Raw genomic sequence first — 22,926 nt, 5'->3', positions numbered from 1 at the left:
TCTGCCAGCAGAAAAAAATTCGACCTGGTTGGGAAAATTTTGCATTCCAGCCAGATCGAAATAGATTAATTAAAGTTACTTTTAGCAATTAGAAGTAACTTTTTTATATTTAGGATAGGTCTATTGAATGACACTTTTGCGACGGCGAGACATAATCATCCCAGCACCAACTAAACCTAAGCCTAGCATTGTGGTTGGCTCAGGAACGCTAACTGCTTCGAGAGTTAAGTGGTAAGTGCTTGTAGCTCCAGAAAGAGAAGCACCCAAATTGCCACTCGCAATAGTTTTTCCATTGAAATTAAATTTACCTGTAATCCCATCCAATATTACGTCATTAATGTCAGTAGCCGATTTCCGAATTCTGGTAACTACAGAATCATCTAGATCAAAGGTAAGAAGTGCAGTAGTAGTACCCAGGGTTCGCGATCCGAAATTAATGAATGGAGTGTAAGCCCCTGTAGAGTATGTAGCTTTTGTGGTTGTTCCGCTTGATGGTAGATTAGCTATCTTGGTTAAAGTTAGAGTGTTAATGGTAATACCTGCGCCTGGGTTTAAATTTGGTGAGAATAATTTAAAATCACCATCAGTATCAACACCATCAACATCGACGAATTTAATGGTAGTCTTAGCTGGATTGATTCCATCACTAGGAACGATAGATGTACCATTAAGACCAATACTCCCGTTCAGGGTTACAGCTTGAGCCGAACCAGCAGAGGCAAACATCCCAGCAGTAGCCAAGGGGATTGCAAAAGTAGCAGCCAGAGTCGCGTTTACTAATTTAGATTTAAAATTAATCATGAGTGTTTGAGAGTCCTAACAATAACCTGGAACAGAGAAATTGATTGCTTAACTTTTACTATCAGTAATCTATTTAAAATACTGTCAGTGAAAGCGAAACTTGCGTGATGTATTTCTTATCTCCATAAAATCACATAGACTTAGAACCTGCAATATTTACTGAGTGGTCTTCATCACATCTTCAACTAACAAATAGTCTTCATAAAATTTTAATTTCTTACATATCTGCGCTTCGTATATCTCTTGCTCTCTAGGGTTTAAATTATAGGCAATAGCCCTGGACTTTAATAAAAACTATTTACGTACTATAAAATAAAAGCACCTTTTTATACCTATAGTTGCTTAACCATATTTTTATATCAATGGAGTATGCAGTGTATCTAATCTTTATAGTTGCCAATATTTAGTGGAAGGGTTCCTCTCAGAGAATAAATGGGAGGAACCGCTGTATTTGTTTACTATAGATAGTCTTCAAATTGAATGTTGGCAAAAGATGGCTAATTGCTAGTAATTAACGCTGTTCTCAAATCTGTCAGATTTTTCAAATGCTAAGAGCCAAATACCTGTGGCCAGGTTGTTACAACAAAAACTACAACTGCGGCGATCGCTAACAATCCTTGAATCAAATTTCCAACCAAAGATCCGACTACAATCCCTATACCTGCTTTAACCGCTAACCCTAATTCACGTCGGTACAGGTACTCACCAATAATTGCTCCCAAAAGCGGGCCTAGTAAAATTCCTAACAGTGGTCCCCCAAAAGGTAAAGTTGGCAATAATCCCAAAAATCCTACTACCAAACCAACAATTGCGCCAATCTGCCCCCACTTGCTAGCTCCGGCTTGTTTTGCTCCCACATAGCTAGCTAAAAAATCTACTCCGACACTGAGCAGTAAAACTATAATTGTCACAATTAGTGGAATCTTGATAGCTGCAAAGGAACTACTAACGATTCCCCAGATAATAATTGCAATTAAAATTAAGCTGCTACCGGGAATGGCTGGAACTACAGCACCAATAATACCCACAACCATTACAGCAACTAATAGCCAATAAATAATTTGCATAGATCAATTGTAAATTTCCAAATTTTCTCATAGGGACGCACATCTGTGCGTCCCTACTGTTTATTCTATCTGGGTAAGATAGCGAAAAATACCTAGTACACTGTGGTGTAAGTTTGCCTAATGCTTCTAAACTGCTATTAAAAAGCTCAAAACCCATGACGAGAAAAATATTAACTGGACTAAGTTCGGAAGCCTACGAACACCCCTTCGATCGCAAAGCCTTGGCTTCTTTGCAAAATATGCCTGGTGTCTCCTTGCTACTCAAAAAAGTTAACGAATACGGTATCGATCGCCTACTTAGACTGCAAAGCCTTGGTAGTGAAATCAGAATTTCGCCCCGTAATTTTCCCGAATTACATCAAGCATTTGTAGAAACCTGCCAAATTCTTGATGTTGCTCCACTTCCTGAATTGTATCTATTTCGAGGCACAGGTCACATTCAAACCTACATTGTTGGCGTAGAAAAACCCCTTGTCGGTATCAATTTAGATGCAATGGAGTGGCTTAACTCAGATGAATTACTTTACGTTTTCGGACACGAAGTTGCTCGAATCAAGAGTCAGCACATGGTTTATCACCAAATGGCAATTGTTATGCCAACGTTGAAAAATTTGTTGAGCAGTACCACACTGGGAGTCGGTGGCTTAGTAGCTGGTGGAATGGAACTAGGTTTGTATAATTGGCGGATGATGGCTAGGTTCACTGCCGATCGGGCTGCTTTGCTTGCTTGTCAGGATATTGAAGTAGCAACTACTACACTGATGAAACTTGCGGGTTTACCAGATGAGTACTTGACTACTGCTGTAATTGAAGATTTCCTCGTCCAAGCCCGTGAGTTTGCATCCAATAACTTTGATAGCGTGGATAAAGTCACCAAAATATTAAGCTATACAGAGCCTGGGCTTTCTTGGGTAGTTATGCGGGCTGGCGAATTATTAAAATGGGTTGATTCAGGAGCTTATGATAATTTAATTCAACAGACAAATTTAAAGACACCGGAAGAACCAGAAGAAAAAGAAGGAAAGACACCAGAAGAAAAGGAAGGTTGGAATTTTTTAACTTCTTGGTGATTGAATTTTAAGTTTTATATTTTAGATTTTATTTTAAATTTAAAATACCCTTGTGAAACTCAATGAGTTGCTAATACCGATTAGCTGCAAGCTTGCTTCCAGCAAGGGGCTTAAGCCCCTTGTATACTAAAATTGGCTGGCTTCTAAACTAGCTGCAACCTAAGTACTAAGAGTAACGGCTAACTTATCAGCAATTCCCGCAATCCAGTTTTCATCTTGTTTGGTGTAACTGCGAGGAGCATTTGCTCCCAAAATTAATACACCTTGATTGCCAATAGGTTGACAAATTACACCTTGAGTATTCTCTGGCAAATAATCAAATTCAAGCCTACCTGGATATATTTTTAGAGCAACTAGATAAATCGGTTTTTGTTTTTCGAGTACCTGTTTTAAGATTACTCCTGGCACAACTTCAGATTTGGTACCCAAAATCCCGCGACGCAACAAAACTTTACCTTGATAAAAAACTACAAGCGATCGCGTTACTGTATTAGTCAACAATAAATGAGATGCCCAGGCTAGTTCTGTTTTCACCGCTTCGGGTAAATCTGCTGCGAGTACAAAACCTTCTTCTCCAATTAGTTCTACAGTATCAGGCGATCGCGGCTGAACTTGCTGCCAAATTAAACCCGTCAAAATTAACACCGCACTTAAAATCACACCCACTACATCACCACGTGATTGAGACTGGGTTAATTCCGGTGTCAATAAACGGTTAATCAATAAAAGTACAGCGCCTAGCCCACCTACGACAATGGGTAGACGCCGCAAAACTCGATTAGGATCAGGTTTAGTCATTAGAAATTGGGAATTAGGAATTGGGCATTGAGTATGGAGAAGAGACAAGTAGAAAGTAGAGAAGGAGACAAGGGAGAGACTTGTTCAATAATTTCCCTTGTCCCCTCTGCCCCCCTGCTCCTCTTCCCCTGCTCCTCTGCCCCCCTGCTCCCTCATCTCCTCACTCCTCCCCTGGTTCAATAATCCGCTGGAAAAGATAACCAGTACCCCGTGCGGTGAGAATCAATTCTGGGTTGCTAGGATCATCTTCTAATTTTGCCCGCAAACGTGATATGTGCACATCTACTACGCGAGTATCTACATGACGTTCTGGTGTATAACCCCATACTTCCTGCAAAATTTCCGAACGAGAAAATGCTTCTCCAGAGCGACTAACTACCAACTCTAACAAACTGAACTCCATACCCGTTAATCGAATGCGCTCGTCACCTTTATAGACTTGTCGCTTATTCGTATCGATTTTTATATTAGCGACATGAATTACCCCAGAACTGGGAATGCCAGAACCACCGGCTTTGTCTACCCGTCGCAACACCGAGCGAATCCGGGCTTCTAGCTCCTTGGGAGAAAATGGTTTAACTACATAGTCATCAGCACCCAATTCTAAGCCAGTGATGCGATCGGCTACATCACCCAAAGCTGTTAGCATAATAATGGGCACATCTGATTCTTTTCGTAATTCTTGACATACACCATAACCATCTAGCTTTGGCATCATTACATCCAAAACTACTAGGTCAGGATCAGTTTTGCGAAAAGTTTCCAAAGCTTCTTCCCCGTCGCCAGCCGTCACTACATCGTAGCCAATCATGGAAAGGCGTGTTTCCAAAATCCGGCGAATGCTGGCTTCGTCGTCTACCACCAAGATTTTTTCTTTATGGCTTTCCAAGTTTCTCTAGGCTCCTTGACTAAAAATTTACATGATTAATTTTTAATACCATAATATTAAGATATCATTCCATGAATTGATTTGGAAAAAGCTCTAAATACCACTATTATTAGTTTTTAGTTTTTTTCAAGAATTAAGTAAATATTAAGATTATTTAATAAGATTTAAGAATGGCAAAGCCAAAAACCTTTTTTACTTGCAACGAATGTGGAGCAGAATCGCCCCAGTGGTTTGGGAAATGTCCAGCTTGCGGTACTTACAACTCTCTAGAAGAACAAATTTCTATTCAATCCTCAGTAGATGTACCCAGCCGGGGGGGAGTGAGTGGTTGGCAATCAACTCAAACTAATGGCAAATCTCACGCTAAACCAGCTAAAGCGCGAGCCTCCTTAACATTTAACCAAATTACCGATCGCCAAATCGCCCGTTGGGAGTCTGGTTATGGAGAATTAGATCGAGTGCTTGGAGGTGGGGTTGTCCCTGGCTCTATGGTGCTGATTGGTGGCGATCCAGGTATTGGTAAATCGACTTTATTGTTGCAAGTATCTAATCAATTAGCACAGAAATATCGCATCCTTTACGTAACTGGTGAAGAATCGGGACAGCAGGTAAAATTACGAGCTTCCCGTTTGGGAGTATCAAAACCCCTAAGTGTTTTTAATGAGGGGAAAGTTGAAGTAGTAGTAGAGCCAGCACTTCCTATAGATCCTGACAGTATAGGTGCAGATTTATATGTACTACCAGAAACAGATTTAGAAGAAATTTTGCGGGAAATAGACTCTCTAAAACCAAATGTGGCGGTGATTGATAGTATCCAAACGGTGTTTTTTCCGGCGCTGACTTCTGCACCCGGTTCAGTAGCTCAGGTACGAGAATGTACCGCAGCACTGATGAAAGTGGCGAAGCACGAAGATATCACCATGCTGATTGTGGGACACGTCACCAAAGAAGGAGCGATCGCGGGGCCAAAAGTTTTAGAACATTTAGTCGATACAGTGTTGTATTTTGAAGGCGATCGCTTTGCCTCACATCGATTATTACGCACAGTCAAAAACCGCTTCGGCGCAACTCACGAAATCGGCATCTTTGAAATGGTGACAGATGGATTGCGAGAAGTCTCCAATCCCTCAGAGCTATTTTTAGGCAACCGTGACGATCCAGCGCCAGGTACTGCCATTGTCGTGGCTTGCGAAGGTACTCGCCCGATAGTTGTGGAATTACAAGCTTTGGTGAGTCCTACCAGCTACCCTTCGCCTCGGCGTGCTGGAACTGGCGTAGATTACAATCGCCTAGTACAAATTCTCGCCGTCTTAGAAAAACGCGTGGGAATTCCCATGTCGAAATTGGATTCTTACGTTGCTTCTGCGGGTGGGTTGAATGTGGAAGAACCAGCGGTTGATTTAGGAATTGCGATCGCGATCGTTGCCAGTTTCCGCGATCGCATCGTCGATCCCGGTACAGTATTAATCGGTGAAGTTGGGTTAGGCGGACAAGTGCGATCGGTTTCCCAAATGGAACTGCGGTTGAAAGAAGCTGCTAAGTTGGGATTTAAAAGAGCGATCGTCCCAAAAGGGACAAAATTTCCCGACTTGAATATTGAGATATTGCCAGTATCTAAAGTTATAGATGCGATTATCGCCGCAATCCCCCATCAAGAACTGACAGCAGACGATTTAGAACCCGATGACGATGAGTAACTCTATAGCCGCTTCGGGATTGAGTACTGGGTATTAGGAAAACAGTCCCTAGTCCCCAATTCCTAGTGATTTTTACACACCAAAGGAAAACCCTCATGACAACCCTCACCCAAGACTACCAAATCACTTGGGAAAAACTACCCGATGATTACAAACTCCCGAATGATCCAGTGGACAATATCAATCAACCAGCCTTAGCTGCTGCACTCACGGAAAGCCTACAATTAGCGGGAAAAATTTCAACTAACACTCTAACAACAACTAATTATGGCATTTGTGCCACTCTAAACAACAAAATGGTCATTAAAGCCCCTGATTGGGCTTTCATTGCCAAAATTAATGTTAGTAGAGAAGAAGTAACACGCAGTTACACCCCTCAACTACAAGGTGAAATTCCCGTAATTGTGATGGAATTTATTTCCGATACACAGGAGACAGAGTATTCAATCAAAGCGACGTATCCCCCAGGAAAATGGTTTTTCTACGAGCGCATCTTAAAAGTGCCAAACTACATCATCTTTGAGCCAGATAGCGGCAGTATCGAAATGTATCGCTTACAGAACACAGAACAGTACATTTTGCAAAAGCCTGATGAAAATCAACGCTGCTGGATAGCCGAAATGAATCTTTACCTTGGGGTGTGGCAAGGTACTCGTGAAAACCGCACAGGAAAGTGGTTACGGTGGTGGGATGAACAAGGAAACCTTTTGCCTTGGGGTTCCGAGTTAGCCCAAGAGGAACGCCAACGTGCCGAACAAGAACGCCAACGCGCCGAACAGGAACGCCAACGCGCCGAACAGGAACGCCAACGTGCTGAACGACTAGCAGCACAATTGCGGGCGGCGGGAATTGATCCAGAAGTCTGATGAAATGTTTTAGGAAAAATTGAAAGCTACTGATCCCTGACTTGTTTGACAAGCAGGGGATCTTATTTCTCACAAATGATTAAGTAGGGCTAAATACCAGTTGTTAGGCAAGAGGAGGATTTAACAACTGCGATGTCTACGACGGGCTACGCCTACGCCATAGGTTTATTACGATTGAATATACTGCTATTGTAGGCTTGATAATTTGCCAATATTTTATTATGAATGCTTGGATCATTTAAACATGATGACAACTTTGACGGGAGAATTAATTCCCGCATCCACAAAGAAAGCCACTGCTGCAACTGCACGAGCTATCATTGTGGAACAAGAAGCTGCTCAAAAATTAAAAGCAGAACAATTAGCAGAACCTTTGTGTCAGTTAGGCGTGAATCCTAATGAACTAGATGAATTCTTGTAGCTTCACGAGTCTTTTCTGACACGCAGCATAATTTTCTGCTTTTAAGGAATCACCTGTATTGAAAACTTTGATAGCCGATGCTGAAGCAGCTATCTGATAACGATATTGGCTTTCAGAAAGATTAATTTTTGAGAGCGATCGCATATTTAGCACTTGAAATACATATAATATTCCTTTCAGCAAGTCTATAGCAACCTCAGTATTTATGAAAAATTATGATGTCAGGCTATATCCTTACTGTTCCTCAACTCAGTTTCAATTGGGTTACTAAGGGGAAAATAAGGTTCAGCAGCAAATCCCAAAGGTGATGCCCTGAACATTTGCAGATATTACCGCAGACACTGATTATGTTGCAGCAGCTAAAATACTTAAGTATGAGTAATACGATCAAACTACTCAGGTTAAAATTGTCTATTTGGTAACACAAAACCATCAGAAAATTGTAGAAAAGTGTATTTCCTTGTCTCGATAGTGGTGCTAACCTCAATTTAAAGGATGTTATCAGCCTTTATCTGCTAGAGTTTCTGACTTTCAGCAAATTAGATAATTTATCAATAACAAAATCGCTAGGAGTGCGATGATGATGTCACAGTCCCCTATGACAAGACCAGAAATAGCTGCTGGAACTCTAATCGATAACCGCTATATTATCCAAAAACTTCTAGGACAGGGAGGATTGGGACGAACTTACTTAGCATTTGATACTCGTCGGTTTAATGAAGCTTGTGTTCTGAAAGAATTTGCACCCATTGGCACAGGCGAAAGTGGACTGGAACAATATCGTAACTTATTTAAAAGAGAGGCAAAAATTCTTCATCAATTGCAACATCCTCAAATTCCCAAGTTTTTGGCTTGCTTTGAAGGAGATGGCCGGCTATTCCTAGTACAAGAGTATGTTGACGGTAAAACATATTCAAGACTGCTAGGAGAACTTCAACGTCAAGGAAGAAATTTTTCTGAAGACGAAGTTATACAGTGGCTAAAAAATCTGCTGCCTGTTTTGGAATATGTCCATCAGCACAACATTATCCATCGAGATATTTCTCCTGACAACATCATGTTACCCGATGGCAAGGATCTGCCAGTGCTGATTGATTTTGGGGTAGGCAAGCAAATTGCTGACATTAACGAGGGGAGAAGTTCCAACCACCAGGTAACGTTTGTTGGCAAAATGTCCTTGGTAGGCAAAGTTGGATATGCTCCCCGCGAACAGATTAGTTTGGGTTTATGCTCACCCTCTAGTGACCTTTATGCTTTAGGTGTGACTGCTATTGTATTACTCACAGGTAGAGATCCATCTTTACTAATGGATCAATACTCACTTGAATGGAACTGGCGTGATTATACATATGTTACGGATGGGTTTGCTCAAGTACTTGATTGCATGTTGGAAGATAGACCTAATAAGCGATACCAAACAGCTAGCGAAGTTCTTAGAGATTTAAGCCATATTGGAGAACCAGAAGTAACAATGTCTTCTGAAATCATAGTTGATGATTTGCCAGCCACGGTATTTAATCCTGAATTTCAGGCTATGTCGGTTATATCACAGTCATATAACCAAGCGGAAGAAACAATTTTTAGTTCACCTACCAGTCCACCAAATGGGCGACGAATTGAACAACAATCTTCACTCCAACCAGCATTTATCAAACATTGCCAGCAAGAATTAGCCTACCACATCGGACCAATGGCAAATCTGATTATAGAAGAAATACTAGCTCACAATCCTTATATTTCGGCTGACCAATTTGTTGAACTTGTAACTAAGGAAATCCCTAATTTTCAAGCAGCTTTTGAATTCAAAAAAAGCTTATTTTCATAGATATTTAGAGCTCATCAAATTGAGGAATAATTTTTAATCTTTTAACTAATTCTGTAAGTTTAAGTCAAGAAAGCTAATAAAAGTAACAAGATTTTTTGGCAAAGCTACACGCAACGTCTTCTACATAATGTCATTACGTTAGCGTAGCGGTAGCTAGTTCACCGGGAACTAGCTACGCGCAACGTCTTGTAGAGAGCATCATTACATATTATTATAATCGCCTGCACCTCCTTGAGTACGTTTGATTCTTTTCATCGCCATTTCTAAACTTAACTGCATCCGTTTAAAGGCTTTAGCTAAATTACCAATTTCATCATTAGACATCTGCTCGAATTCAACTTCCATATGTCCCGTACTAACTTCTTCGGCTATGCGAGTCATGCGTTTGAGAGGAATTACAACTTGTCGATTCAAGAACAAGTTGACTAATAGGATCGTCGCTATAAATATAGCTGATACAATCAAGATAATTAGTAAAGAAGACTGATTTGCTTTGTTAATGACATTCTTGGCGGGTACTGATATAATCTGAGCGCCAACAATTTCATTAAGTTTCCACCCAAATCCATTAGCAGCACCATAAAGACTAATCATACTTTGAGGTGCAGCTTCAGGTACACTATGACAAACCAGACAGCTCTGTTCAGATACTGCTAACGGACGAGCAATATAAAAGATATCCCCACCAGGAATTGAGCGAAATCCACTAACTTCTTTAAGGTCTGGTTTATTTCTGAACTGTTCTACAATTTCCGTCTCAAAACCGTCAGCTTTATCCCGAAGATTTGTGGGATTGAGAGTTGCTTCTTTATAAAAGAAATCACGGTAGTCTGTTGTTTTCCGTAAAATTTCAAATACCTCTCGTGCTGAGTATGCAGGCACCGTTTGCGGCAAGAATTCAGTAGCCAATTTATCAACTAGCTCTGGATTCACTTGCGTACTAGTATATTTACGAACAGAACTCATTGTTTGCATGAGTATGAGACCAGTGGAGCTAATATCTTGTTTAGCATTCTCCCTTAGCAGAGAAGAAAGAGTAAATCCACTCAAGCTCAGACCAAATGTCAAAATTACCAGTAGCAGAATTGTAAATTTTTGTTTCAAATTGAGCTTCTTTAGCATAATTTTAGATTACCTACAAGTCAAATTATTATGAACAAATATGTCTAAAGTTACTGTTTACTCTAGCATGAGCAATCAACTTTCATATTTTTGTATAAAGGCATAGTTTAGGCAAAACTATGAGGGTATATTCAAACTTTATACTATTAGTAATTATTGAGGTTAATGAAAATGTTATCTAAGTAACTAAGTTCCAAAAAGCTACAACAGCAATTGAAATGGAATTCCCAAAAATTCGTGTTGGCTGTTCTCATACCGTGCCACAATAAATACCAGCAATTGTCAAATATTACTAATGGTGTGGAATGCAGGAAAGTCTTTATTCGGGGGACGCTACATTATTGAAGGCCAATTAGGTGAAGGCGGAATTGGCATTACTTATCTTGCCAGAAATCAACGAAATCAACAGCGAGTGATTAAAACCCTCAAAGAAGAAATCCTGAATCACCCCGCCTGGATACTCCACCGAAACAAGTTACGGCAAGACTTTCGTGATGAAGCAGTTCGGCTGGCTGTGTGCCACCATCCTCATATAGTACAGATAGAAACCATCTTTGATGAGGGGAATTTGCCCTGCATGGTGATGGATTACATTGAAGGGGAAGACTTAGGACAGCGCTTGAAGCGAATAGGGGTGCTATCAGAGGCAGAAGCGCTACTCTACATCCGGCAAATTGGCGATGCTTTGACCCTAATCCATTCTAAAGGACTGTTACATAGGGATCTCAAACCACGCAATATTATGATCCGCATTAATAAATTAGAAGCAGTGCTGATAGACTTTGGCATCGCTAGAGAATTTGTTCCTAATATGATCCAAAGGCATACAGTATATCGTACTCCTGGTTTTGCCCCACCGGAACAGTATGAATCAGAAGCACCGCGAGGAGAATACATTGATATTTACGCCCTAGCCGCTACTTTGTATAATTTGCTTACCGCAGTTGTACCAACTAGTGCAGATGATAGACGTCACAATATTAATTTAGAACCACCACAATATTTTAATCCCAACATCAGCAGCAGGGTAAATCAGGCTATTATGTGCGGCATGGATCTGGAGTCAACGTATCGTCCCCAGTCTGTGCAGGAGTGGTTAGATTTATTAGGCCCTGATACTGCTGAAAATGTAACCAAAATATCATCGACTTTAGTGATCAAGCCTAGACTGCAAATACCTGTACCTGTTGTATTAGATCGGCAGAACTGGCAATGTGTACAGACTCTCAAAGGTCATTCTAGTATGGTTCATGCGATCGCCATTAGCCCAGATGGGCAATTTATTGCTAGTGGCAGTAATGACAACACCATCAAACTTTGGCAAGTAGGCACTGGCAAGTTAGTACGTCAACTAGGTCGTTGGTCTTCTAGTCACTCCAGTATGGTTAATTCCGTCGCCTTTAGCCCAATCTCTTCAAACCTTTCTTATCAAGGCGAGTCCGGTAAATCTGCGGGAGTTACAGACCTGAACCGGGGAATTTTAGCTAGTGGGAGTTGGGATAATACAATCAAATTGTGGGATGTCAAGACAGGTAAAGAAATTCGTACTCTCACTGGTCATACTAATTGGGTGAATTCCGTTACTTTTAGTCCCGATGGCAAGTTTCTGGCTAGTGGCAGTGCTGACTGCACAATCAAACTGTGGCAGGTACACACAGGCTTAGAAATCCAAACTTTTACAGGTCATTCTGACCCAGTTTCGTCAGTTGCTTACTCTCCAAGAACACCTGCAACCAATAGCCAGGATAGACAGCTGGTAGCTAGTGGCAGTAATGATTACACAATTAAACTGTGGCAAATATACACAGGCAGAAACATTTACACACTCACAGGTCATTCTTTCTTTGTCAACTGTATCGCCTTCAGCAAAAATGGGGAAATTATCGCCAGTGGCAGTGGTGACAACACAATTAAACTGTGGCATGTAAATACAGGCAAAGAAATTCGTACTCTCACAGGTCATTCTGATTCAGTTTGGTCAGTCGCCTTTAGTCAGGATGGACAATTCCTCGCTAGTGGCAGTTGGGACAACACTATCAAACTGTGGCACATACACAGTGGTACAGAAATCAGCACACTTACAGGGCATTTCAACTATGTTAGATGCGTTGCCTTCAGTCCCGATGGCCAAACCCTAGTTAGCGGTAGTGATGACGACACTATTAAAATTTGGCGAAGAGGGTAGTAAATAATTCGTAATTTTTCTATGAATCTATAGATAGAACTGCGATCGCCCCAAATTTGTGACAATAATGACGGCAACCGTTATTTTTGAACAAAAATAAATATATGGGCTTTGGTATTGGTGATTTATTCTGGATTTTCCTCCTTCTGACTTCTTTGCAACCCCTTTGGCAAAAACGTCAAATAGAATATCGGCGCTTGCGTGCTTTACAACAATTCCAGCAGGAACGTAAAAGTCGGGTGATTTTACTGATTCACCGCCAAGAGTCCATTAGCTTTTTGGGAATTCCCCTATCTCGCTACATTACTATTGAAGACTCAGAACAAATATTGCGAGCAATTCGCCTCACACCGCCAGATGTAGCAATTGACTTAATTTTGCACACTCCTGGCGGTTTGGTTTTAGCTACCGAACAAATCGCCAGAGCATTAATTCGCCACCAAGCAAAAGTCACAGTTTTTGTACCCCACTATGCGATGAGTGGCGGTACAATGCTTGCTCTGGCCTCTGATGAAATTATTATGGATGCTAACGCTGTCTTAGGGCCAGTTGATCCACAACTAGGTAATTACCCCGCAGCTAGTATCTTGAAAGTAGTTGAAGATAAACCCATCGGTGAGATTGATGACCAAACTCTAATTATGGCTGACCTCTCACGCAAAGCAATTCAGCAGGTACAGCGGTTTGTACGAACTTTGCTAAAAGACAGTATACCTAAACAAAAAGTTCTGCCAGAAAATATTGAACCGATTATCGAAGCCTTGACAACTGGGCGCGTCACTCACGACTATCCGATCACTATTGAAGAAGCAACAGAAATGGGGCTGCCCGTAACCGTCGGGCTGCCCCATTCTATTTACGATCTAATGGATTTGTACCCACAGCCACAAGGAGGACGACCCAGCGTGCAGTACATTCCTATGCCCTACAATGACCGTCGTCCAATTCTACCTACACCCAAGGGCAGACCTTTAGAAGAACCAAATCAGATGACTTGAAGGGCTTTGGGGTAGGAGTTTTTTGTGGCGACTAGGGTGTAGCTGTCGGTGTAGCTGTCGGTGTAGCTGTCGGTGTAGCTGTTGGTGTAGCTGTCGGTGTAGCTGTTGGTGTAGCTGTCGGTGTAGCTGTCGGTGTAGCTGTCGGTGTAGCTGTCGGTGTAGCTGTTGGTGTAGCTGTCGGTTTAGTTGTTGGTGTAGTTCTCGGTTTAGTTGTTGGTTTAGTTGTTGGTTTAGTTGTTGGCTGGCTGAAGAGTGTTTTTGCTTCTTCATTCAGCTTTTGGCGGAGTGCTAAATTAGCAATTCCAGTTTCTTGCAACTGATATTTCTTCTGATACTCCTTCACCACTTCTTCCGTGCGGGAACCATAAAAATGATCGCGTGGCAGGGGAGGATTTGGCTTCACCACTGCATTCAAATTTCTGTGTAGAATTTGAACGATGTTAGCAGCAAAATCTTGGGTTTTTGGGCCTGCTATGCCATCAACTGGTTTTAACTTATAACCAGTTTGAAATTCACGAATTGCCTTTTTAGTTTGCTCATCCGTTAAAGCAGTATTTGTTACCTTAACGTTATAGCCTAATCCCCGCAATACCTCACGGAATTGTTGGGGCGTATAACTTTTTTGAGGGGCTGCAAAACCTGTGTCTGTAATTACCAAACTAGCAGTCATTAGGCAAGTAACAGCAAAGGTTGCGCTTGATTTTCCGAACCCACACCACATACTTAAAAACTCCTTTGGGTTAAATCAGCAGGATCATAAACGTTAACAGCTGCATTTTAAGTTTGTTTAATAACTTTTTTCACGATTATTTAATGAATTTTGAACAAATTGTGATTTTTTTTGTTAAATTTAGGTAAAAATTTAGAAAATAACTTGTGTCATCTATCAAAAGAATGATCTTGTGTTGGCAGATAAATAGCGGTTATTTTATCATTTGAATCGAATACACCCTTTTAACACTAAATTACTGTATAAGTGCATATCTGTGCATTGGTGTCAACTTAAGGTGAAAGGCAGTCTCTTGACCTGTGGTTGTGCTGCCATGAGGAGAATTTTCAACCTATGGTTGGACAAGAGATTTTAAGGGAGCTTTGTTTGGGCTTAAATTGACAGCCATGACAGATGTGCCCTTCTACTGGGATCTACTCGACTGGAAATTGCTGTAATTGGTTAAAAAGGGCAGAAAGCAAATTAATAAATGAAAGAGTTTATGTTTTAAATACCAAACAAGTATCATATATTACAGAAAATGAAAAATATAAAATTTTCTAAACAGCGTAATCTTTGGTTTGAAAGATTTATGGCAATTACTGCCGCCGTAAATTTAAGTTTAGTTTTGTTTGATTTAAGTTACGTACCTTGGCGAGATTTCTACTTGCGAAAAGTTCCTCAAATTACTAAGATTTATGACCCAATAAAAGGTATTGAAAGTCATCGAGACACAAAAAGTTATTTAGAAACAGTAGATGCATTAGAAGAACAAGTTAGGCAAACAGGGTTAGAGTCATCTCAGGTAGATAGCAGGCTAATACAAATAAGTCGTCTTAGCAGCGAGATGATTGACAGTAACCCGTTTGCGGGAGCGAATAAGAGTGGGACGTTGGAAAAAATCAAACAAAGGATGCGATCGCACATCGGCAAAGAATCTGCAAAACAGTCCTTCGCTACTTTTTGGAGTCAGCAGCACTTATCACAAAATGGCTGGGATAAAGAAATTAATTTTTTTAACAAAAGCATCCGCCCATTGATCGCCAGTAACTACTACCGCCAAATCGGGGAAAATGGCGATTTTATTGATCAATTCTGGATTATTGACTTACCGTTTGTGATTTTATTTGGCGTAGAATTGCTGGGGCGCACCTTCTTGCTCAAACGCCAACATCCTGGTTTTAGCTGGTTAGAAGCACTATTGTGGCGTTGGTACGATTTATTTTTACTAATACCATTTTGGCGAGAGTTGCGAATTATACCTGTATTAATTCGCCTCGATCAAGCACAGTTATTGAATCTGCATCCAGTACGAAAGCAAATCAATCAGGGGATTGTCGCTAATTTTGCCGAAGAACTCACAGAAATTGTCGTAGTGAGAGTGATTAATCAGGTTCAGGGTTCAATTCAACGGGGTGAATTAACGACCTGGCTCTCACAACAAGAAAATTTACGTCCCTACATAGATATTAATAATGTGAATGAAGTGGAGGCGATCGCAGGTCTTTTAATAAAAACAATTGTCTACCAAGTGCTACCTGATATCCAACCTGCGATCATTGCCATTCTGCGCCACAACATCGAAACCGTCTTCCATCAAGTCCCCGTCTACCGCAACCTCCAGAACCTCCCTGGCGTGGGACAGGCCCAAACCCAGTTAAGCGAACAACTGGCGACCCAAATCACAACTAATCTTTATAAAACTTTAGTTAGCGCTGTTGAAGACCCTGTAGGAGCAAAACTCACCAGTCAACTAGTAGAAAGCTTCACCAAGGTATTGGGATCTCAAATCAAGGAAAAACATGTACTCTCAGAAATTCAGAGTTTACTTTTTGACTTCTTAGAGGAAATCAAACTCAACTACGTCCAGCGTTTATCCCAAGAAGACATAGACCAAATTATCGAGCAAACCCGGCAGCTACGAACACAAGTATCAGTTCCCGTGGTAGTAGATAAAGGCACTACTCTCCCAAAAATACGGGAAGGGTAGGGAGAGCAGAGGGGCAGGGGAGATGAGGGGACAAGAAGAATAACCAATGCCCAATGCCCAATTCCCAATACACGACTATAAAAGAAATGCGCTAAACTCGAATTAGGCGAATCATCATTTGGTTCGTCACAAGACTTCTTGGAAGATATACCTATCGCAGGAAGTGGGTCGATGCCCACTTTTTTTATTGAATTCTCTCATGGCTCATCCTTTAGTTCCACAAATTATTGATTTGGCGACACCAGTGGCAGAAGAACTGGGATTGGAAGTGGTTGGCGTGGTTTTTCATACCAACCAAAGTCCACCGGTCTTGCGGGTAGACATTCGCAATCCTGAGCAAGACACTGGGTTGAACGATTGTGAGAGGATGAGCCGTGCTTTAGAAGCCTGCTTAGATGCTGCGGAAATCGTTCCAGATACATACGTTTTGGAAGTGTCTAGTCCTGGTATTTCGCGGCAACTGGTAACAGACAGGGAATTTATTTCCTTTAAAGGATTTCCTGTCATTATCTCCACAACGCCCCCCTACGACGGACAACAAGAGTGGATTGGTCAGTTGATTCGTCGGGATGAGACAGCACTTTACTTAAATCAAAAAGGTCGTGTAGTCGAAATTCCCCGCTCCCTAATTACTAAGGTGCAGTTAGACGAGCGCCGATAAACAAAGGGCTATGGCTCAAGAGTTAGAAACTAGAGCACCTTAGAGCTGATTCGTAAAGAAAATCTTAAGGATACTCAGATCGTTACGAGGTCTGAGTTTCAGCGAATAAGTGCTTTATTGGCTAAAATTCCTGAAACCCTTACAAGACAAGTACTTTACTTGAGTTTACAAATTAGCTCTTAGCTCAAGGCTAGAGATTAGGAACTAAGGGCTAAAGGTTAGAGGCTAGGGCTAGAGGTTAGAGATTAGTTTAAAGCTATTCTCTAATCCCTGGCTCTAGTGCGTAGTTTTCAGTCCCTAGCCTCCAGTCCCCACTCACTAGAGATGCGATTAATCGCGTCTCTTCCCACTCCCTAATTTTTAAAGGAGATTGCTTATGTCAATGGTTACTTTATCTGGATTAAAAGAACTAATTGAAAGTATAAGTCGCGAACGGAATTTACCCCGGCTTGCAGTTCAATCAGCGATTAGAGAAGCACTACTTAAAGGCTATGAACGTTATCGCCGCGCCCAAAATTTAGAGCGCAAACAGTTTGACGAAGATTATTTTGAAAATTTTGAAGTAGAACTCGATATTGAAGGAGAAGGATTTCGCGTTCTTTCTACCAAAACTATTGTCGAAGAAGTAGATAACACAGACCACCAAATTTCTCTAGACGAAGTTCAACAAGTTGCTCCCGAAGCGCAGTTAGGGGACTCTGTAGTGCTGGATGTTACCCCCGACCAAGGAGAATTTGGCCGGATGGCGGCGATGCAAACTAAGCAAGTATTGGCGCAAAAATTACGGGATCAACAGCGCCAGATGGTGCAAGAAGAGTTCCAAGATTTAGAAGGAACTGTGCTCCAAGCAAGAGTCCTGCGGTTTGAGCGGCAATCAGTGGTTCTAGCAGTTAGCAGCGGCTTTGGTCAGCCAGAAGTAGAAGCCGAATTACCGAAGCGGGAACAGCTGCCCAACGATAATTATCGGGCAAATGCCACCTTCAAGGTCTATCTCAAAAAAGTTTCCCAAGGTCAGCAACGAGGGCCACAGTTGCTTGTGTCTCGCGCTGATGCTGGTTTGGTAGTTTATCTTTTCGCCAATGAAGTCCCAGAAATTGAAGATGAAGTGGTACGGATTGTTGCCGTAGCTAGGGAGGCAAACCCCCCTTCCCGTTATGTTGGCCCCCGAACTAAAATAGCAGTAGATACTCTTGATCGCGATGTAGACCCAGTAGGCGCTTGTATCGGAGCCAGGGGATCACGAATTCAAGTGGTAGTCAACGAATTACGCGGTGAAAAAATAGATGTAATTCGCTGGTCGCCAGACCCAGCAACATACATAGCTAATGCCTTAAGTCCAGCACGGGTAGATGAAGTACGCTTGATGGATCCAGAATCACGGCAAACTCACGTACTTGTAGCTGAAGATCAATTGAGTTTGGCCATTGGTAAAGAAGGGCAAAACGTCCGTCTGGCAGCCCGTCTGACTGGTTGGAAAATAGACATTAAAGACAAAGCTAAATATGACTATGCAGCAGAGGATACCAAGTTTGCAGCCGTCAGAACAAAATATCAATCAGAGGAATCAGACGAAGACGATCTTGAATATGAAGAAGAATTTGAGGATGAAAATCAGAACGAACTAGAAGAAGATAGTTTTGATAATAACGATGATGAATAATTGATTAATTTTGTAAAGTTTTGGTACTGTAGATTGTAATCTCAGTCTCAAGGACAATTTTCTCAAAAGCTAGTTGGTATAAGTAAAAAATAGTAATAATAAACTTCTTTTTACTTCCATTATGCTGGGCTGAGATCGCAAAGAACCGATGAAACCAAATTATCGGCGCTGTATTAGCTGCCGTAAAGTAGGCTCAAAAGATCAGTTTTGGCGGATTGTCCGCGTCTTTCCATCGGGAAAGGTACAATTGGATCAGGGCATGGGGCGTTCTGCCTATATTTGTCCAGAAACGAGTTGCTTACAAGCGGCTCAAAAAAAAAATCGACTAGGGCGATCGCTACATGCATCAGTGCCAGAAGCACTGTACCAAAGCTTGTCGCAACGTCTAGCCCGCAGTAATACCCAAAACCAAATTTAGTTGGAACAACTTTGTGGCGTAATCATTAGAGGAATTGTGTCGAAAGCCGAAGTCGCGCTTTCATCACCCCCTGTTGATCGTTAAGGTTAGTGCCAAAATAGTAAATGGGTGGAAAAGGCATTCGGTTCTCTAATAATCAAAAGGGACGAGGCCAGATTCCCAGAATCAAGATGTAATCGATTGTGTTGTGGAAGACTCAGAATCAACAAAACAAGAAACTACAAAATGGCAACCTGGTAGCGCTCAGGCGCAGTTCGGCGTCAAGGGTTCCTATAAAAATCTTTTATTTAAGAAATTTTTATGGGTATCCCTCAACCATCATTCCTGGTGGGGATGCCACTATTAAACCGAAACATCTCTCTTTCCTGATTGGAGGCACCGGCAAAAACTGAACGGCAGTCTAAAAACAGTAATCCAAGGATGGAGATGTCGCAAACCAGGCAACCATCCGCTAAAACTGTAAATTAAAGGGGAAGAGTGGATGAACAACGGCAAAGTTAGAATTTATGAATTATCAAAGGAATTGAATTTGGATAACAAAGAGCTACTAGCAATTTGCGACCAGCTCGATATTGCGGTCAAAAGCCATAGCAGCACGATCTCAGAATCCGAGGCAGAAAACATCCGGGCGGCAGCAGAAAAGCTTGCAACTACGAATGTGTCAGCCAAAAAGGAACTAGGTACAACTAGCCATAAGCCAAATTCACCACCCAACGGCGGACCTTCGCGACCTGCTGCACCCCACAAACAGCAAATTTTGGAAATACGCAAACCCAAAATATTGAGAAATACTACTCCCAACGCCCCAGAGGCGTCACTTGCTAACAATACCCAAGCTGCCTTGTCTGAAGCTAATCCTCCCTCTCCTCCACGGCCTTTCGCTACACCAGTCTCACCCCAGAAACCGGCAGCACCAACTCGACCTGTGCCCCGGACTCAATCTGAGACTCAAGAGCAACCTCCGATCGCTGACTTGGAACAAACGCCTAATCCAAATCCAGCACCGGAAAAAATAGCATCCCAAAAACCAGAAAAAACAGTTTCACTGAGGCCAAAATCGGAAAAACCGATCAAACCGCAACTAGTTGCTCCTCCAGCCAGACCTGCGGCGGAAGAAGCCCAGGTGGTAGATGAGCCGCCAGTATCTCAGGCAGATAAACCGATCCTCAAACGCGACCAACGGTTACGGCCCGCAGAAGGTGATCGCGAGCAAATTAAGCCAAGAGTCGCGAAACTGCCAACAGACCAGTCTCCACCAGGTGCGCCACAAAGGACAAGTCGTCCTACTCCCGCACCCAGCAGACCAGAGCAGAGGGGTAACAGACCATCTGCACCATCACAACTGGGAGAGGGACAAAGACCCAGACCGGCACGTCCAGGTGAAGCAGTAGCAGCCGCAATGCCGATCGCTACTCCACCCAGACAGATGTCAGGCATAGCGAGCAAATCTCAAGGATTGGGTGATGAACCAGTCACACCAGATCTCCTCGATTTGAAACGCCCAAGTCCGCCTCGACCAACCAAAGGTGGCAAAAAGTGGGTAGAAGAGGAAATAATCGACGAAGTTAAAGAGAAGGCAAAAGCTGGCGTCAAAGGCAAGCGGATCAAACCCATACTTGATGATGAGTTTGAAGAAGATTTGCTGGATGATGACGATATAGATTCACCAGCCACAGTCCAAGTCAGCCTTTCTATTGCTCGTCCTCCCAAACCGAAAGCGACTCGACCTGTACAGATGCCAGGTGCAACCCTTGCTAGCGCCCCAACTGCAAGAGCCAGAAAGTCTGGTTCCAGGTCTGGTTCCAAATCTGGTTCTGGGCGCGACCATCAGCAAAACCGTCGCCAAGAAGCCGAAACAAAACGCGATCGCCCCGAAAAAGTGACGATCACAGGGCCATTGACTGTGCAAGAACTGTCTGACGTATTAGGCGTTGCCGATACAGAGATTGTCAAAATCCTGTTCCTGAAAGGGATGGCAGTGAGTATCACTCAAAATCTAGATATTCCCACAATTACCCTGGTAGGAAAAGAACTAGAAATAGAAGTTGAAACCGTCGAACGAGAAGCAGAAGCTCGGAAAATCACGGAAATGGTCGGTGCAGAAGACCTAGAATATCTCCACCGCCGTCCGCCAGTCGTGACAATTATGGGTCACGTAGACCACGGTAAAACAACTCTGCTCGACTCAATTCGTAAAACCAAAGTGGCTGCCGGCGAAGCTGGTGGTATCACTCAACACATTGGCGCATACCATGTAGATTTGGAACATGAGGGCAAACCTCAGCAGATAGTCTTCCTGGATACTCCTGGTCACGAAGCCTTTACAGCTATGCGGGCACGAGGAGCGCGGGTAACAGACATTGCCGTGTTAGTAGTAGCTGCTGATGATGGTGTCCGTCCCCAAACCATTGAAGCCATTAGTCATGCCCAAGCTGCGGGAGTGCCAATTGTTGTTGCAATCAACAAAATTGACAAAGAAGGGGCACAGCCAGAGCGGGTTAAACAAGAACTGACCCAGTATGGTCTGACATCAGAAGACTGGGGCGGTGAGACAATCATGGTTCCTGTGAGCGCCATCAGAGGTGAAAATCTGGATACGCTCTTAGAGATGATTCTCTTAGTAGCAGAGGTTGCAGAACTATCTGCCAACCCTGATCGTAACGCCAAAGGAACTGTCATTGAAGCACATCTGGATAAAGCCAAGGGAGCAGTTGCTACCCTGCTAATTCAGAATGGCACGCTGCATGTGGGAGATATCTTAGTAGCTGGCTCGGCCTTCGGTAAAGTCCGGGCGATGGTGGACGATAGAGGTAAGAGAGTAGACATTGCTTCTCCTTCCTTTGCTGTCGAGGTACTAGGTTTAAGTGATGTGCCAGCAGCCGGCGACGAGTTCGAGGTCTTCCAGAACGAAAAAGAAGCCAGAGCACTCGCTAGCGATCGCGCAGACAGACAACGCCTATCCCGTCTGCTACAAGGACGTGTTACCCTTACAACCCTGTCAGCTCAAGCACAAGAAGGCGAGTTGAAAGAACTCAACTTGATCTTGAAAGGAGACGTACAAGGTTCGGTGGAAGCCATTGTGGGAGCGCTCAAGCAAATCCCGCAAAACGAAGTCCAAATTCGGATGCTGTTGGCTACGGCTGGGGAAATCACCGAGACAGATATCGACTTAGCAGCTGCTAGTAACGCTGTAATTATCGGCTTCAATACCACCTTTGCCAGTGGTGCTAGACAAGCCGCCGATGAAGCGGGTGTCGATGTCCGGGAATACAACGTGATCTACAAACTCCTAGAAGATATCCAAGATGCCTTGGAAGGTCTTTTGGAACCAGAGTTGGTGGAAGAACCCTTGGGTCAAACCGAAGTACGTGCCGTCTTCCCAGTCGGTCGTGGTGCGGTTGCCGGTTGCTACGTTCAATCTGGCAAGCTAGTTCGCAACTGCAAAGTCAGGGTGCGACGTGGCGGTAAGGTGATCTATGAAGGCGTCCTTGACTCCCTAAAACGGATGAAAGAAGATGCTCGTGAGGTGAATGCCGGCTATGAATGCGGTGTCGGCATGGATAAATTCAATGATTGGGTTGAAGGTGACATCATCGAATCCTATCAGATGGTTACGAAGCGCCGCACTCTCACCTTAACGAGATAGTGTTAAGGGTAAAATGGTTAGAAGTTAGGAGTAATAAATTAGGAGTTAGGAGTTAAAGGCTGCTAATTCTTAACTCCTAACTCTTAACTCATAACTTTTTATT

General features: G+C 42.7%; 19 protein-coding genes. 12 read left to right on the top strand and 7 right to left on the bottom strand.

What is annotated here, in order from left to right; all coding sequences use genetic code 11:
* Positions 1-120 precede the first annotated feature (120 nt).
* Positions 121-801, bottom strand: a complete 681-nt coding sequence (locus RMY27_RS03875) for a PEP-CTERM sorting domain-containing protein (protein WP_322660589.1) — start codon at positions 799-801, stop codon at positions 121-123.
* Between the two features lie 548 nt (positions 802-1,349).
* On the bottom strand, positions 1,350-1,868 hold the full coding sequence (locus RMY27_RS03870) for a DUF456 domain-containing protein (RefSeq protein WP_322660587.1): 519 nt from the start codon (positions 1,866-1,868) through the stop codon (positions 1,350-1,352).
* Between the two features lie 155 nt (positions 1,869-2,023).
* On the opposite strand from RMY27_RS03870, the gene RMY27_RS03865 reads away from it, so the two are divergent.
* Positions 2,024-2,938 carry a M48 family metallopeptidase gene (locus tag RMY27_RS03865; RefSeq protein WP_322660585.1) on the top strand — a complete coding sequence of 305 codons (915 nt, stop codon included), beginning with the start codon at positions 2,024-2,026 and terminating at the stop codon, positions 2,936-2,938.
* A gap of 159 nt (positions 2,939-3,097) precedes the next feature.
* Here the strand turns inward: RMY27_RS03865 and RMY27_RS03860 are convergent, their stop codons facing one another.
* Both RMY27_RS03860 and rpaB read right to left on the bottom strand, forming a co-directional pair.
* Positions 3,098-3,736, bottom strand: a complete 639-nt coding sequence (locus RMY27_RS03860; RefSeq protein WP_322660583.1) for a cofactor assembly of complex C subunit B — start codon at positions 3,734-3,736, stop codon at positions 3,098-3,100.
* A 160-nt stretch (positions 3,737-3,896) separates the two neighbouring features.
* Positions 3,897-4,625: a response regulator transcription factor RpaB gene (rpaB, locus tag RMY27_RS03855; RefSeq protein WP_322660581.1), complete on the bottom strand. Its 729-nt coding sequence runs from the start codon at positions 4,623-4,625 to the stop codon at positions 3,897-3,899.
* A 170-nt stretch (positions 4,626-4,795) separates the two neighbouring features.
* Between rpaB and radA the strand changes: the two genes are divergently transcribed.
* From radA to RMY27_RS03840, 3 genes are all read left to right on the top strand, one after another.
* A complete protein-coding gene (gene radA / locus RMY27_RS03850) occupies positions 4,796-6,322 on the top strand; it encodes a DNA repair protein RadA (RefSeq protein WP_322660580.1) in 1,527 nt (508 codons plus the stop codon).
* Positions 6,323-6,417: 95 nt separating this feature from the next.
* Positions 6,418-7,188 (top strand): Uma2 family endonuclease, encoded by a 771-nt coding sequence (locus RMY27_RS03845; protein ID WP_322660578.1) that lies wholly within the window; start codon positions 6,418-6,420, stop codon positions 7,186-7,188.
* 244 nt (positions 7,189-7,432) lie between these two features.
* Positions 7,433-7,609, top strand: coding sequence for a hypothetical protein (locus RMY27_RS03840; protein WP_322660576.1), 177 nt, complete (start codon positions 7,433-7,435; stop codon positions 7,607-7,609).
* Here RMY27_RS03840 and RMY27_RS03835 read toward each other — a convergent pair.
* Positions 7,592-7,792 carry a hypothetical protein gene (locus tag RMY27_RS03835; RefSeq protein ID WP_322660574.1) on the bottom strand — a complete coding sequence of 67 codons (201 nt, stop codon included), beginning with the start codon at positions 7,790-7,792 and terminating at the stop codon, positions 7,592-7,594. The two genes, RMY27_RS03840 and RMY27_RS03835, sit on opposite strands and share 18 nt — an antisense overlap.
* Positions 7,793-8,192: 400 nt before the next feature.
* On the opposite strand from RMY27_RS03835, the gene RMY27_RS03830 reads away from it, so the two are divergent.
* Positions 8,193-9,434 (top strand): serine/threonine-protein kinase, encoded by a 1,242-nt coding sequence (locus tag RMY27_RS03830; protein WP_322660817.1) that lies wholly within the window; start codon positions 8,193-8,195, stop codon positions 9,432-9,434.
* Positions 9,435-9,635: 201 nt separating this feature from the next.
* Here RMY27_RS03830 and RMY27_RS03825 read toward each other — a convergent pair whose 3' ends face one another.
* The gene (locus RMY27_RS03825) at positions 9,636-10,556 is read right to left on the bottom strand and encodes a Tll0287-like domain-containing protein (RefSeq protein ID WP_322660573.1); all 921 of its coding nucleotides are present in this window, start codon (positions 10,554-10,556) and stop codon (positions 9,636-9,638) included.
* 295 nt (positions 10,557-10,851) lie between these two features.
* Here RMY27_RS03825 and RMY27_RS03820 point away from each other — a divergent pair, with 295 nt between their 5' ends.
* Positions 10,852-12,741, top strand: coding sequence for a serine/threonine-protein kinase (locus tag RMY27_RS03820; protein ID WP_322660571.1), 1,890 nt, complete (start codon positions 10,852-10,854; stop codon positions 12,739-12,741).
* A 104-nt stretch (positions 12,742-12,845) separates the two neighbouring features.
* Positions 12,846-13,739, top strand: coding sequence for an SDH family Clp fold serine proteinase (locus tag RMY27_RS03815; RefSeq protein ID WP_322660815.1), 894 nt, complete (start codon positions 12,846-12,848; stop codon positions 13,737-13,739).
* Positions 13,740-13,770: 31 nt separating this feature from the next.
* On the opposite strand, the gene RMY27_RS03810 is transcribed toward RMY27_RS03815, so the two are convergent.
* Positions 13,771-14,460 carry a peptidoglycan-binding protein gene (locus tag RMY27_RS03810; protein ID WP_322660569.1) on the bottom strand — a complete coding sequence of 230 codons (690 nt, stop codon included), beginning with the start codon at positions 14,458-14,460 and terminating at the stop codon, positions 13,771-13,773.
* Positions 14,461-14,989: 529 nt separating this feature from the next.
* Between RMY27_RS03810 and RMY27_RS03805 the strand changes: the two genes are divergently transcribed.
* The 5 genes from RMY27_RS03805 (at position 14,990) to infB (ending at position 22,823) form a co-directional block, all read left to right on the top strand.
* Positions 14,990-16,438 carry a hypothetical protein gene (locus RMY27_RS03805; RefSeq protein WP_322660567.1) on the top strand — a complete coding sequence of 483 codons (1,449 nt, stop codon included), beginning with the start codon at positions 14,990-14,992 and terminating at the stop codon, positions 16,436-16,438.
* A gap of 199 nt (positions 16,439-16,637) precedes the next feature.
* Positions 16,638-17,099, top strand: a complete 462-nt coding sequence (gene rimP / locus RMY27_RS03800) for a ribosome maturation factor RimP (protein ID WP_322660565.1) — start codon at positions 16,638-16,640, stop codon at positions 17,097-17,099.
* A 376-nt stretch (positions 17,100-17,475) separates the two neighbouring features.
* On the top strand, positions 17,476-18,759 hold the full coding sequence (gene nusA, locus RMY27_RS03795; protein WP_322660564.1) for a transcription termination factor NusA: 1,284 nt from the start codon (positions 17,476-17,478) through the stop codon (positions 18,757-18,759).
* Between the two features lie 148 nt (positions 18,760-18,907).
* Positions 18,908-19,177: a YlxR family protein gene (locus RMY27_RS03790; RefSeq protein WP_094348539.1), complete on the top strand. Its 270-nt coding sequence runs from the start codon at positions 18,908-18,910 to the stop codon at positions 19,175-19,177.
* A 481-nt stretch (positions 19,178-19,658) separates the two neighbouring features.
* Positions 19,659-22,823, top strand: coding sequence for a translation initiation factor IF-2 (gene infB, locus RMY27_RS03785; protein ID WP_322660561.1), 3,165 nt, complete (start codon positions 19,659-19,661; stop codon positions 22,821-22,823).
* The last annotated feature ends 103 nt before the right edge of the window (positions 22,824-22,926 follow it).

It is taken from the genome of Nostoc sp. DedQUE09 (genome assembly GCF_034530915.1).
Taxonomy (GTDB): domain Bacteria; phylum Cyanobacteriota; class Cyanobacteriia; order Cyanobacteriales; family Nostocaceae; genus Nostoc.
Note: the sequence above shows the minus strand (reverse complement) of the source record. Positions and strands in the feature narration are given on the sequence as shown.